Below are 12,500 nucleotides of genomic sequence, written 5' to 3' on the forward strand. Positions count from 1 at the left end.
TGGAGCTTTACTCCAGCTTGATACTGGGATTCGGTAATGCATGCACAGGATAGGTGGGAGGCTACGAGTACGGAACTCCGGTTTCGTATGAGCCGCTGTTGGGATACCACCCTTGCGTTACTGGGTTTCTAACCATGGTCCATGATCTGGATCGGGGACAATGTCAGGTGGGGAGTTTGACTGGGGCGGTCGCCTCCGAAAGGGTATCGGAGGCGCTCAAAGGTTCCCTCAGAATGGTTGGAAACCATTCGAAGAGTGCAAAGGCAGAAGGGAGCTTGACTGCGAGACCGACGGGTCGAGCAGGTAGGAAACTAGGACTTAGTGATCCGGTGGTATGAAAGTGGGATTGCCATCGCTCAACGGATAAAAGCTACCCTGGGGATAACAGGCTTATCACTCCCAAGAGTTCACATCGACGGAGTGGTTTGGCACCTCGATGTCGGCTCATCGCATCCTGGGGCTGAAGTAGGTCCCAAGGGTTGGGCTGTTCGCCCATTAAAGCGGTACGCGAGCTGGGTTCAGAACGTCGTGAGACAGTTCGGTCCCTATCCGGCGCAGGCGGAGGATATTTGAGAGGAGCTGTCCTTAGTACGAGAGGACCGGGATGGACGGACCGCTGGTGTACCGGTTGAGCTGCTAAGCTCATGGCCGGGTAGCCAAGTCTGGCAGGGATAAACGCTGAAGGCATCTAAGCGTGAAGCCCCCCTCAAGATGAGATATCCCATTCGAAAGAAGTAAGACCCCTTGAAGACGACGAGGTAGATAGGGCAGAGGTGGAAGTGCAGTAATGCATGGAGCTGACTGTTACTAATCGGTCGAGGGCTTATCCAGGAAGGTCTGGTTGGTTGATGAAACGGTAAAGATGGATTTCAATATGTGGTTTTGAAGGTATGTGTGCACGAGTGGCTCAGTGGTGGAGTATCGCCTTGCCAAGGCGAGGGTCGCGGGTTCGAATGTTTACGCTCCGCTCCGGTCATCGCAGGCGAACGTCCCCCGGACGTTCTGCAATGTCTCGTGCTCTCAATAAGATGTGAAAAAGAGGAGATGTCCGATGGATACCTCCTCTTTTTTCGCATGTTCGAGCCCTGCCGGGCTCGAACGGTTTGAAGTCTTGTCTTCGCTCCGGACGTTCGCCTGCGACGTCTTGTGCTTTTTTAAATAGTGCGGAAGTCTTGCTTTACAAGGGTTTCCGCGTTTTTTATCTCAGTCGAGAAGACTCTCACCTCTTTTAGGTAGTGAGTAATAGCAAAAAGGCAGCAAAGCGAGATATCAGCAAGTATGAGTGCTATCTGGAATATCATATCGAACAGGGCGATAAACTCGATCATACGGGAATAGATGTGGGAGTCGTCAGCAGAATCGTCAGCATCATCGACTATAAGGCAACGGTAAAAGGCATGAAGCGGTGCAGGCCATGACGCAAATTCGATGGCCCACGAAGGAGTCCTGATCGGTATGATCTTTGTTCCGAGTGTCAAGGGCATCAGTCATCAGGGCGACAAATATACAAAACCGGAACATATAGATATGGGAGCGGATGTTCTGTATCAGACAGTGTTAAAACTGGATGAAAATGGATTTTAAGTTTTACAGATGATCGAATGAAGGGCTGAGATAAATCAGAAGACCACTGAAGGGGATAATCCTGTTCAGTGGTCTTTTTTGCTCTAATAGGAAAGATAATGTTACGTTAAAGTGCGAAAGCTATGATTCCTATAGAGCAAAAAGCCCCTCCGGGGGATCGCACTGCGGCGGAATGGAATGATGTCGCAGGCGACCCGCCTGTGAGAGAAAGCTATTTCAGTAAAACGCTCATGTCGGAGCCGGTGATCTTAAATGCGGCGCCAACCATTGTGGCAACACCGGCAGGAATTGCCTTCTCATCAAATAAGAGGGAAGCGTTGTGAAGGGCCAATTTTGATTCTGGGGTATCGTTGTGGGTACCAAGGCGGAAGATAGCACCCGGGATGTGCTCCAGATATCTTGCGAAATCTTCGGATCCCATGGACGGGGACGGAACCTGAAGAAGCTTGTCGTTTCCGAGAAGCTCTGTCACAGCCTCGCTGATCTCGTCCACAAGGTGGTCTTCACTGATCGTCGGTCCAACGCCGAAAGTGTAGGAGACTTCTGCGTCTCCACCCATCGCCCGGGCAGTTCCAATAGCGAGCTGTTTCAGAATTTCAGCAACATGATTTCTGGTCTCATTGCTCTGGGTGCGAACCGTTCCTTCAAAGTATGCCTCATTTGGGATAATATTTGCTGCGGTTCCAGCCTCGAGATGTCCGACAGTGACAACAACCGGATCGATTGCTGCTACACGTCTGGAAACGATGGTCTGGAGCTGTGTGATAATATGCGCAGCGATCACGACCGGATCAATCCCTTTCTGCGGATGTGCAGCATGACCGCCTTTACCGATCACCTTTACCTTGAAGGAATCAGATGCACCTAACATGGTGCCTTTTCTCACCCCGATGGAACCTGCAGGCATATCCGGCCATGTGTGGCAGGCGAGGATGAAATCGGGTTTCGGGTTTTCAAGAGCACCATTTGCGATGGTCTTTGCGGCTCCTGTCATGACTTCTTCAGCTGGTTGGAAGATGAGTTTGATGGTTCCACAGAGGTCATTCTGGTATTCTTTTAATAATCTTGCTGCACCGATGAGGACGGTTGTGTGGAGATCGTGGCCGCAGGCGTGGCATTTGCCGGAAACTTCAGAAGAAAAGGGAAGTCCCGTGTTTTCCTTGATCGGAAGTGCATCAATATCTGCACGGATCGCAAGGACAGGCCCCTCTTTTGCACCGTGGATAAGGCCGATGACTCCTGTGGAATCTCCGTTCGGATGGTTTTCTATACCGGCATCATCGAGAACTTTTTTGATGAGTTTTGTTGTCTCAATTTCCTCAAAGGCTGTTTCAGGGTGACGGTGAATCTGGTGACGAATGTTTAAAAGATCTTCTTTATTCTGTTCGATTTTTTCAAGAAGTGTCATGGATTTACCTCCAAATGATAAAATTTAACCGAATCAAGCAAGTCTCCTGCTTCAATTGCGAAAAGCAATAAGCAGTGGGTGGGGAATTGCTTGTATCAGGAGGAGTGCAAGCTCCTTCTGATAAACTGCGGAGCAGTTATTCGGTTATGAGCAAGTAGCGAAGCGGATTGCGAATATCCGCTTGACAATGGATGCTGTTAAAAAATCCGCCTGTCGGCATAACAGGCGGATTTCAAGGTTTATGGATTATACAAGGTAGAAGAAGTAAACTGCAGCTGTGCAGATCACGAATGTAAAGATTGCATAAGGAAGGCCGGCTTTTGTATAATCTTTAAATTTTAATCCGCCAATTTCATATACAAGAAGGTTTGGGCCGGTACCAAATGGTGTGCAGAAAGCAGCAGATGTTCCGATCGCTACGCACATTGCAAGTGCATGCGGGCTGATTCCGCAGGCTTCACCGATCATGATCGACATAGGTGTTAAGATCGCACAGAGGGAAGTTCCCATCATGAAGTTTGTTCCTACAACCGAGATCAAGGTTACTAAAGCAACAACTACGATCGGGTGCATGTTAGACATATATCCGGACATGGAGTCTACAAGGTACTGGGCTGCACCTGTGGAGGACATTGCGCTGCTTAATGTGAAGATTCCGGCTACCAGAAAGAAGGTGTTGACACTGAAGGACTTTACAGCATCCTCAGCACTGATGCATCCGGTAATAACTACAAGGAAAGCACCGAGTGCGGCAGCTACATGCATTGCCAAAAGCTTTGTTGCCATGCAGTAAACGATGAATAAGAAGATCAATGCAACGAATACCATTTTAGCAGGTTTACGCTCTGCAGTATCCGGGATATTGCTCTCATCAACTTCACGGACAGCGAGATCCTTGATGCCGAAGAACATTAACCAGATGAAGGAGATCAATGCGATCGGAAGACCGATACGGACGAATTCAAAGAATGTGAATCCTTCATAAGCGGATTCCTCGAGGAATTCCTGGACTACGAGATGTCCGCCGCCGCCGATCAGAGTGATCATACCGCCGAGGCTTGCGAAAAAGGCAAGTACAATGTAGATTTTTGATAAAGACACTTTGGATTTTTTACCAACCGCGCTGGCGATCGGGATAAGGCAGCCAGTAGTACCGGTATCGTTTAAGAATGCAGAAAGAGCAGTAACGATAAGGGCAGTTCCGGCAATTACGCCTTTTTCATTTGTACCTAAAAGATTGATGACTTTCTCTCCAATGAAATCGGCGAGACCTGTCTTAAAGATTGCGCCGCCAACAACAAGGAGACTCATGAAGAAGATGACAGTTGTGTTGGAAAACTGTGAGAACGCTTTCGAAGGTTCTACAACGTTAAAGACAGCCAGAATAACTGGAATGCCTGCACCAATGACGATTGGGCTGACCGGCTGCCAGATTAAAAGAACGATCACTGCTAAGAACAATACCAGTGTCATAATGGCCTGTGCTGACATATTGATTCCTCCTCGGTAAAAGTAAAGCGATTAATCGTATTTACACTCATTGTTCTTGATATTCTGGATGTTTTTATCCATATCATACTCAAAGAGTTTTACAACATCGAAGTCAGGGCGTTTGTTGTAGATGCCGCCATTTGCGAGAAATTCCCTGCGGGCAATCTCTACTGCCTCTTTCTTTTCTGCTGTTTCAAGATATGGCAGGAAGTCTTCCGGAACAACAATTACGCCGTCTGCGTCGCCGAGAATGATATCGCCAGGTTTTACTACTGTGCCGCCGCAGGAGATCGGAATCTGTACTGCACCCTTACTGGTACCAGTTACCATGCTGGTAATCGGGGAGAAACCGGTGCAAAATACCGGAAAGCTTCCTTTTTTAAGAGCAAGCTTGTCGGTTGCCGGTCCATCGATAATGATACCTGCCATGCCACACTGCTGAGCCATGATTGCAACGAATTCGCCGACCCAGGCATATGTGGTCTCTGTTCCTCGGTCGATCACGAGAACAGATCCTTTTGGTGCTTTCTGCATTGCGTAGTATAGAGAAGTGCTGTCACGCTCAAATCCCTGAATTGTATAAGCCGGTCCGCATACTTTCATCTCATCAGCAACCGGTTTGATTTCCATTTTCATGAATCCGCCAGTAATCTGATGTCCGATGTTTGCCGGCGATACTTTCATAAAACGTTGTCTGATTTCTTCTGTGAATTCCATAAAAGTCCCTCCTGTAAAAGGTTTGTATTTGTGTTTGCATTGTTCCGTTCGCGCGACCAGATTGATTGTCTTTATTATAACAATCTTACGAAAAGATTTGAAACGAAAAAAATTGGTTAGTTTATTAAAAATATTGATAATGAAGCGTAATAAAGGTATAATTTCAACAATGATATGAAAGTGAAAGATGTTTTTGGAAGACAATGAATGTGGAAGGTCTATATTGAGATATCAGGAAGCAAATTTGGATTATATGAGGGAAGATTGAGAATGAATATTGAGAATATCCAGTGCTTTATCAGTCTGGCAGAGTGTCTTAATTTTACAAGAGCGGCAGAGCGGGAACACATCACGCAAACAACTATGAGTCATAAGATCAGTGTTCTGGAAAAAGAATTAGGAGTTAAGCTGCTGTATCGGGATACGAAACAGGTTTTTCTTACAAATGCGGGAACAAGATTTTACAGTCAGGCAAAAGAGATAATAAAAATGTACCATCAGACGGTGGAAGAAATACAGAATGTTCAGAAGGACTCACAGTCTGAGTTAAAAATTGGAATCGGGATTTATGAACATGCCCTGCTTAGTAAATTTATGAACTCCTTTATGGAGAAAAATAAAGGGAAAGTTAAAATTACCTGTATGGAGGAACATACCCTCACACTGATCCAAGATTTTCAGGACGGATTATTTGACGTTATCCTGTGTAATGACTCGTTTTCTCACAAGTTTTTAACGTCGGAACTCAGGAATATGGGCTCCATGATCATAGATGAAAGCCCGTATGTTCTGGTGCTACATAAGGATAGTCCTCTGGCAGCATATGATCCGGTGCCGCTGGATAAATTAAAAACGCAGAACATGATTACGATGAAGTCTGTTCCTGAATCGGAGTTAAAGATTGAATTTAAGGGATTCTTTACCTTTAAAGATGCTGTCTATGTGAATTCCTGTAATTCAAAACTGGTGATGGCCAATGCCGGATTTGGGTTTACATGGCTCCCATCATATGCACTGGAATCCAGCTCGGGATACGACAATCTGCTATTCCGGAGATCGGACCCGCCATATAATTTAAGGAAGACATATCTTTATTACAAGAAGAACTCAGAGAATCCGATGGTGAAGAAGTTTGTTGAGAGTGTTCGGAAAATCGTGACAGGAAAAATAGGTAGGTGAGCTGCGAATGAATTGGGCAGATGGAAAAATACGGTGCTGCTGGGCAAATCCGAAAAATGAACGGTATATCCGTTATCACGACGAGGAATGGGGCGTCCCGGTGCATGATGATTGGAAGCTATTTGAAATGCTGATCCTGGAGTGCTTTCAGGCAGGACTGTCCTGGGAATGTGTCCTGAATAAGCGCGAAGCGTTTCGCGAAGCCTTTGACGGCTTCGATGTTGAAAAGGTCTGCGATTACAAGGAGGAAAAGCTGGAAGCCCTGCGGAAGGATCCCGGCATCATACGCAACCGCCTGAAAATACAGGCTGCCGTTACCAATGCACAGGCATTCCGTGAAATTCAGAAGGAATATGGCAGCTTTTCAGAGTATCTCTGGCATTGGACGGAGGGCAGAGTGATCCGGGAAACCGGAAAAACAAGTTCGGAATTATCGGATGCAATTTCCAAAGACTTAAAGAAGCATGGTATGAAATTTGTGGGAACCACGGTGGTTTATGCCTATCTGCAGGCCGTCGGCGTGATCTGGTCGCATGAGGATGGGTGCTTTTGCAGGCATGAGGATGATATATGATGAAACAGAAACCGATAATTATTTATGAGAATGCCGTCCCAGGAAGCTTTGTCCGCAGGATCAATCGTTTCACAGCGGAGGTTTTGATCGATGGGGAGACGGAGCTGGTTCATGTGAAAAATACGGGTCGTTTGCAGGAGCTTTTGGTGCCGAAAGCGAAGGTGACGCTGCAGAAGTCATTGAATATGAACCGAAAAACGGCATACGATCTGATCTCTGTATACAAGCCAAAGTTAAAATGGGTGAATATTGACAGTCTGGCGCCGAATGCTCTGATGAAGCAGCAGTTCATGAGCCTGAATTATGATCTTGTGAAGGCAGAATATACTTACGGAGACTCCAGAATTGATTTTTACATGGAAAAAAACGGTGAAAAATTCCTGACGGAAGTGAAGGGCTGCACGCTGGCGGATGATCTGCATCCGGGCATCGGATTGTTTCCGGACGCACCAACGGAGCGAGGGGTAAAACATTTACATGAGCTGACAAAGGCGGCAAAGGAAGGCTGCCACACAGCAATCGCCTTTGTGATTCAGATGAATGGAATTCATCGGGTGCTGCCGAATGAGGCGGCACAGCCGGAGTTTAAGAAGGCGCTTGTGGAGGCTGCGAAGGCAGGTGTTCAGATCGTCTGTTACAGTTGTCATGTGGAAGCGGATCGTGTAAAGATCACGAGTGTAACCGAAGATACTTCAAGCTATGTGAATATGTAGGAAATGAAGGATTAAGAAGATGGGCAGGAGAAAGAGTATAATCGGGAGTTATGGTGGTGAATTTTATGTGCTTTTGGTGGTTTATGTTAATATGTGATATGATAATTCCCATTGTTATGGTTATTGTAGGAAGAATGATGTGGAAACATTGTCCAAAGCATATAAATGGTATGTATGGATATAGAACAACTCGTTCGAGGAAAAATATGGATACATGGAAATTTGCCCACGACTATTGTGGAAAACTTTGGTGGAAAATAGGATGGTTAATGATTATACCATCTGCTTTGGTACATATTCCGTTATACCATAGTGATGAAAATACGATTGGGGTTGCAGGGGGAATCCTTGTAACAATTCAATGTATTATTTTGATTGTATCAATTTATCCGACAGAGCAAGCTTTGAAAAAAAATTTTAATGATGACGGAACACGCAGATAAATTAGAATTTATGGAGGTGTTTAGAATGAAACAGAAAGTACCTATGATATGCAACATTGTGAGTCTCATTCTGTTGATTGTATTTGTTATTAAGAGCATCGTTGATTATACTCAATACTCAACATCGCTAAACTCTGCGCCTTTTTATTTGTGGGTGTTAGTAAAAGCTTTGTTTTTGGTAATTCCTGCAATTATTTTGTTCGTTATTGGTTTCGTTGTAAAGAAGAAACAGTAAACAACTTCCAGTCTGCCTTTGCCCAACCGCAATCGATAGAAGTACAATTTTATATTGGCTCTTGACAAGTAACCACTCGGTAACTATAATAAAGTTACCAAGTGGTTACTTTGCTTAAGGAGAACATTATGATTGAAGGAACGAAGGAACGGATTTTAAGGATTGCTCTGGAGCTTTTTGCACAGAACGGTTACTTAGGGACGTCTATGAATGATATCGCGGGGCAGCTGGGATTTACGAAAGCGGCCCTGTATAAGCACTATTCCAGCAAACAGGAAATTCTGGATAAGATCGTGGAACGGATGAACAGGATGGACTATGAGCGTGCCGCGGAATATGAAATGCCGGAAACGGAACCGGACGGCTTTGCGGAAGCTTATCTTCACACGCCGGTTCAAAAAATCCGCACATACAGCATGGCGCAGTTTGACCATTGGACAAAGGAACCGTTTTCCTCCAATTTCCGCAAAATGCTGACACTGGAGCAATACCGTGATCCAAAGCTCGCACAGCTCCATCACGACTATCTTGCCGGCGGGCCTTTGGAGTACATGGCGGCGATCTTCCGAAAGATGACCGATTCTGATGAGGATGCCATGCAGTTAGCTCTGGAATTCTATGGTCCGATGTATCTTCTTTACAGCGTTTACGACGGGGCAGAGGAAAAAGAATCGGTATCTTCCTTGCTGGCCGCCCATATCGACCATTTTATTTCCAAGGTGGAGTCTGGTTACAGAAAGAACGGAAAAACAACATGAATATTACCGTTATATATTCCACTGGCCGGAAGGCGCAGTCATGTACCTACAACATTGCCCGGCTGCTCATCAGGGAGCTTTTGGCGGACGATGAGCTTTTTGAGTTTCAGCTGCCACGGGACATGCCCCATATTTGCGTGGGATGCTATGCCTGTATCAAAGGACAGGAGCAAAAATGCGGCGGAGCTTCTGCACTTGCCCCGATCCTTGCTGCCATGGAACGGTCTGAGCTGATCATCTTCTGTACCCCAACGTATGTGTTCCATGCTCCGGGACAGATGAAAATACTGCTGGATCATTTCGCGTATCGTTGGCTGATCCACCGGCCGGATCTGTCGTTCATAAAGAAGCAGGCCGTCGTGATCAATACAGCCGGAGGTGGAGGCATGAGATCCACCGTCCGGGAAATTAAAGACAGCACCGACTACTGGGGGATCGCCAGAACGCATATTCTTTCGCAGAAAGTGTGGGATCATGACTGGACAGATCTGCCTGCATCGTTCCGCAGATCGGCAGAAAGGAAGGTGGTGCGGACTGCACGGAATGTCCGGCGCAGAGCCAAACATCTAACACCATCATTCAAGGTGAGATGCCTGTTTACATTCTATCAGTTTTTACATAAGAAACAGAAAATGTCTGCGATTGATGATGCCTATTGGCTGGAGAAAGGATATGTCACAGGAAAACCGTGGAAGTAAAGCAAAATGGACCAAATTTTTAAACCGAGGGATGCTTCTTGTACGAAGGGCAAGAAGATGGAGGAAGAAAGCGTATAATAAAAGGAGAGGAAAAATGTCAGAAAAGAATATTACGATTCGCTTAGAAAACAAAGACGATTACAGAGCTGTCGAAAACCTGACTCGCGAGTCATTCTGGAATGTTTATCGACCCGGCTGTATGGAACACTATGTACTGCATTGTTATCGGGATGATCCGGCGTTTGTGCCGGAGCTGGACTTCGTGATGGAGCTGGATGGAGAGCTGATCGGACAGATCATCTATGTGCGGTCAGAAATTGACTGCGATGATGGAAGAAAGGTGCCGATCATGACCTTCGGCCCAATCGGCATTGCACCAAAATACAAACGGCAGGGCTACGGAAAGAAATTGCTTGACTATTCCATGGAAAAAGCAGGAGAAATGGGCGCAGGGGCGCTTGCCATTACCGGCAATATTGATTTTTACGGCAAGTCCGGCTTTGTCCCAGCAAAGACCAAGGGCGTGCGCTACGCTGATGACCCGGAGGCCGATTACTTTCTTATCAAGGAACTGATTCCCGGATTTCTGGACAGCATTACCGGTACTTATAAGGATCCGGAGGGATATTTTGCCTGTGAGAAGAATCCGGAAGCCTTTGAACAGTTTGAAGCGACCTTCCCGAAAAAAGAAAAGTTAAAGCTTTCCGGGCAGCTGTTCCAGAGGGGAGACATATAATTATGCAGGCATCAAAATCGGGGGCTTTTGCTCCCGATATCATGCAATAATTATGGAGAAAGTCAGGTGATGATCGATGAAATATATCCATATCACGAAAGAGAACATCGACAAGGAGCACATCTGCTGCGCCATGTCCGGCAAGCAGGCTCTTGCGAAAAAGGAGTGGCTGAAGCAGCGATTTGATGAGGGACTTGTCTTTTATCGCAGCGAGGAGCGCGGAAAGTGCTTTATCGAATATATTCCGGCGGAAAACGCATGGGTGTCCATTGAAGCAGGCGGCTGGCTTTACATCAACTGCCTGTGGGTTTCCGGCTCCATGAAGGGACACGGCTATTCCTCAGAACTGCTTTCCGAGTGCATCCGGGACGCGAAAGAACAGGGAAAGAAAGGCGTTTGCATTCTGTGCGCCGAGGGGCGGAAGCGGGAATTTTTAGCTGATCCGAAATTCCTGAAGTATAAAGGCTTTAAGGTCGCGGACTTATCCGACAGCGAGATCAACCTCATGTACCTGCCCCTTGCAGAGGATGCAGAGCAGCCGAGATTCAAAGATTGTGCCAGACACCCGAAAGTCAGCGAAACGGGCTTTGTCCTCTATTACACCGACCAGTGCCCTTTCACCTATTATTGGGTGCCGAAGGTACAGGAGGCGGCAAAGGAACACGGGATCCCATTTCAAGCGATCCACATCACCGACAAAGAAGCCGCTCAGAATGTACCTGCGCCGGTCACCACCTATGCTCTGTTCCGAGATGGAGAGTTTTTGACTCATGGCATTCAGTCGGATAAAAAGTTTCTGGCACTGGCGGGCATAAAAGGATGATAGATACGTTTCGCTACGATTACAAAGAGCAAGTATAAGGGTTGGAAAGTGAGGAAAAGAACATTTATGAAAAGAAAAATCATCATTGCGGTGGCAGTCATCGCAGGTATTTTGGCAGCAGTTGCGATTATTTCAATTTTGGCACAGACGCCGGCACCGATCTGACGAGCGGAAGACAATCCTGAATTCCAATTTTCAGCGTGCAGCTTCACAAGGCGCGTGTGGCTGCCGATTGGACAAACCTGAGAGCATACTATTCAGAGATTCAGACAGATTATATCGCGACCGGGAAGGCTAATCCAAAGGTGCCGATTGATGAATGGCATACAGAAATTACGTTCCTTGATGGACAAACGGTCAAACTGAAAGCGGGACAGATTGTGATCAGGGAACCAGGAGATCAAATGGATATGTATATGGATATCAGATTCTATATAACTGCAATGAATATCTAAAGCGGCCCCCAATATCAGACTGGGAGACACACTATAATAAATGTAGCTTGATTCTTGGTGCTGATGAATTATAAACAATGATAAAAGCAGACAAATAAAAGAAAGCAGGACAATGGAACTACCCCCAATGTCCTGTTTTTCTTATGTAACAGCAAATTTGTCTCAGAGGGAGTTAGGTCTCCGATTGAGAGAAATGCTTCGATGACAAGAATCACGCGCCAAGTCCCACGGACGTCCGACTTGAAATAGGGCTACCGCAATCCCACTGGCTTTAGACGGTGGGTTAAGGTAGCCGGAAGCGGAGGTTTGTGCTATACTTGCGTTATGGAAACGTGGAAATCAAAAAACAGACACAAATATTTGTTACAGTATCATATTCGTATGCAAGTATAGAAAGAAATTGCTGATGTCAAAACAAATATCAGATGATATAAAGCAGTTTTCTTATGAGATATGTCAAAAGCATAAAGTCATTATCAGATATATGGAGACAGATAAAGATCATATTCATTACATGATAGAAACAGAACCAACAATGTCTATCAGTAAAATAGTAAATCTGATGAAGAGTTATACAACCTATCATATTTGGAAAAGATATCCGGATTATCTACGAAAACATTTCTGGAAAGAACATACTTTTTGGACGGACGGATATTTTGTCTGCAGTGTAGGAAATGTATCAG

The 12,500-nt window shown here is 45.9% G+C and carries 14 protein-coding genes, 1 tRNA gene, 1 rRNA gene and 1 pseudogene (2 of these 17 running past the window's edge); 14 read left to right on the top strand and 3 right to left on the bottom strand.

The features are described 5' to 3' along the window. The 4 genes from ACXMYH_RS03855 to ACXMYH_RS03870 form a co-directional block, all read left to right on the top strand. Positions 1–831: ribosomal RNA gene (locus ACXMYH_RS03855) — 23S ribosomal RNA — on the top strand; it begins 2,056 nt to the left of the window's first position. Positions 832–900: 69 nt separating this feature from the next. Beyond that, positions 901–976: transfer RNA gene (locus tag ACXMYH_RS03860), tRNA-Gly, on the top strand. A 259-nt stretch (positions 977–1,235) separates the two neighbouring features. Beyond that, positions 1,236–1,418: a hypothetical protein gene (locus ACXMYH_RS03865; RefSeq protein WP_252197442.1), complete on the top strand. Its 183-nt coding sequence runs from the start codon at positions 1,236–1,238 to the stop codon at positions 1,416–1,418. 10 nt (positions 1,419–1,428) lie between these two features. Continuing rightward, on the top strand, positions 1,429–1,584 hold the full coding sequence (locus ACXMYH_RS03870) for a hypothetical protein (RefSeq protein WP_243022394.1): 156 nt from the start codon (positions 1,429–1,431) through the stop codon (positions 1,582–1,584). Between the two features lie 211 nt (positions 1,585–1,795). Here the strand turns inward: ACXMYH_RS03870 and ACXMYH_RS03875 are convergent, their stop codons facing one another. The 3 genes from ACXMYH_RS03875 to ACXMYH_RS03885 form a co-directional block, all read right to left on the bottom strand. Further along, positions 1,796–2,992, bottom strand: coding sequence for a M20 metallopeptidase family protein (locus ACXMYH_RS03875; RefSeq protein WP_118533611.1), 1,197 nt, complete (start codon positions 2,990–2,992; stop codon positions 1,796–1,798). Between the two features lie 246 nt (positions 2,993–3,238). After that, positions 3,239–4,483 carry an SLC13 family permease gene (locus ACXMYH_RS03880; RefSeq protein WP_486555565.1) on the bottom strand — a complete coding sequence of 415 codons (1,245 nt, stop codon included), beginning with the start codon at positions 4,481–4,483 and terminating at the stop codon, positions 3,239–3,241. Positions 4,484–4,513: 30 nt separating this feature from the next. Then, positions 4,514–5,200, bottom strand: coding sequence for an RraA family protein (locus ACXMYH_RS03885; protein ID WP_118533607.1), 687 nt, complete (start codon positions 5,198–5,200; stop codon positions 4,514–4,516). A 270-nt stretch (positions 5,201–5,470) separates the two neighbouring features. Here ACXMYH_RS03885 and ACXMYH_RS03890 point away from each other — a divergent pair, with 270 nt between their 5' ends. From ACXMYH_RS03890 to tnpA, 10 genes and pseudogenes are all read left to right on the top strand, one after another. Beyond that, positions 5,471–6,379, top strand: coding sequence for a LysR family transcriptional regulator (locus ACXMYH_RS03890; protein WP_486555566.1), 909 nt, complete (start codon positions 5,471–5,473; stop codon positions 6,377–6,379). A gap of 7 nt (positions 6,380–6,386) precedes the next feature. Then, a complete protein-coding gene (locus tag ACXMYH_RS03895; RefSeq protein ID WP_486555567.1) occupies positions 6,387–6,953 on the top strand; it encodes a DNA-3-methyladenine glycosylase I in 567 nt (188 codons plus the stop codon). After that, positions 6,950–7,666 carry a DNA/RNA nuclease SfsA gene (sfsA, locus tag ACXMYH_RS03900; RefSeq protein WP_118533601.1) on the top strand — a complete coding sequence of 239 codons (717 nt, stop codon included), beginning with the start codon at positions 6,950–6,952 and terminating at the stop codon, positions 7,664–7,666. The genes ACXMYH_RS03895 and sfsA overlap by 4 nt, the downstream gene beginning before the upstream one ends. Before the next feature lie 206 nt (positions 7,667–7,872). Then, the gene (locus ACXMYH_RS03905) at positions 7,873–8,109 is read left to right on the top strand and encodes an SdpI family protein (protein ID WP_252197445.1); all 237 of its coding nucleotides are present in this window, start codon (positions 7,873–7,875) and stop codon (positions 8,107–8,109) included. Between the two features lie 25 nt (positions 8,110–8,134). Beyond that, the gene (locus tag ACXMYH_RS03910) at positions 8,135–8,344 is read left to right on the top strand and encodes a hypothetical protein (protein WP_486555568.1); all 210 of its coding nucleotides are present in this window, start codon (positions 8,135–8,137) and stop codon (positions 8,342–8,344) included. Between the two features lie 128 nt (positions 8,345–8,472). Further along, the gene (locus ACXMYH_RS03915; protein WP_118736137.1) at positions 8,473–9,102 is read left to right on the top strand and encodes a TetR/AcrR family transcriptional regulator; all 630 of its coding nucleotides are present in this window, start codon (positions 8,473–8,475) and stop codon (positions 9,100–9,102) included. Further along, positions 9,099–9,800, top strand: a complete 702-nt coding sequence (locus tag ACXMYH_RS03920) for a flavodoxin family protein (protein ID WP_486555569.1) — start codon at positions 9,099–9,101, stop codon at positions 9,798–9,800. The genes ACXMYH_RS03915 and ACXMYH_RS03920 overlap by 4 nt, the downstream gene beginning before the upstream one ends. 94 nt (positions 9,801–9,894) lie before the next feature. Continuing rightward, positions 9,895–10,536 carry a GNAT family N-acetyltransferase gene (locus ACXMYH_RS03925; protein ID WP_486555570.1) on the top strand — a complete coding sequence of 214 codons (642 nt, stop codon included), beginning with the start codon at positions 9,895–9,897 and terminating at the stop codon, positions 10,534–10,536. Positions 10,537–10,612: 76 nt separating this feature from the next. Beyond that, positions 10,613–11,359 carry a GNAT family N-acetyltransferase gene (locus ACXMYH_RS03930; RefSeq protein WP_486555571.1) on the top strand — a complete coding sequence of 249 codons (747 nt, stop codon included), beginning with the start codon at positions 10,613–10,615 and terminating at the stop codon, positions 11,357–11,359. Between the two features lie 779 nt (positions 11,360–12,138). Next, positions 12,139–12,500: pseudogene (tnpA, locus tag ACXMYH_RS03935) on the top strand (IS200/IS605 family transposase); it runs 38 nt beyond the window's last position.

The organism is Pilosibacter sp. NGB245 (genome assembly GCF_057397225.1).

Coding starts and splice junctions, on each gene's coding strand:
- ACXMYH_RS03915 (WP_118736137.1), top strand. CDS start 8,473: ATGATTGAAGGAACGAAGGAACGGATTTTAAGGATTGCTCTGGAGCTT.
- sfsA (WP_118533601.1), top strand. CDS start 6,950: ATGATGAAACAGAAACCGATAATTATTTATGAGAATGCCGTCCCAGGA.
- ACXMYH_RS03880 (WP_486555565.1), bottom strand. CDS start 4,483: ATGTCAGCACAGGCCATTATGACACTGGTATTGTTCTTAGCAGTGATC.
- ACXMYH_RS03895 (WP_486555567.1), top strand. CDS start 6,387: ATGAATTGGGCAGATGGAAAAATACGGTGCTGCTGGGCAAATCCGAAA.
- ACXMYH_RS03890 (WP_486555566.1), top strand. CDS start 5,471: ATGAATATTGAGAATATCCAGTGCTTTATCAGTCTGGCAGAGTGTCTT.
- ACXMYH_RS03920 (WP_486555569.1), top strand. CDS start 9,099: ATGAATATTACCGTTATATATTCCACTGGCCGGAAGGCGCAGTCATGT.
- ACXMYH_RS03870 (WP_243022394.1), top strand. CDS start 1,429: ATGGCCCACGAAGGAGTCCTGATCGGTATGATCTTTGTTCCGAGTGTC.
- ACXMYH_RS03885 (WP_118533607.1), bottom strand. CDS start 5,200: ATGGAATTCACAGAAGAAATCAGACAACGTTTTATGAAAGTATCGCCG.
- ACXMYH_RS03910 (WP_486555568.1), top strand. CDS start 8,135: ATGAAACAGAAAGTACCTATGATATGCAACATTGTGAGTCTCATTCTG.
- ACXMYH_RS03875 (WP_118533611.1), bottom strand. CDS start 2,992: ATGACACTTCTTGAAAAAATCGAACAGAATAAAGAAGATCTTTTAAAC.
- ACXMYH_RS03905 (WP_252197445.1), top strand. CDS start 7,873: ATGGATACATGGAAATTTGCCCACGACTATTGTGGAAAACTTTGGTGG.
- ACXMYH_RS03930 (WP_486555571.1), top strand. CDS start 10,613: ATGAAATATATCCATATCACGAAAGAGAACATCGACAAGGAGCACATC.
- ACXMYH_RS03925 (WP_486555570.1), top strand. CDS start 9,895: ATGTCAGAAAAGAATATTACGATTCGCTTAGAAAACAAAGACGATTAC.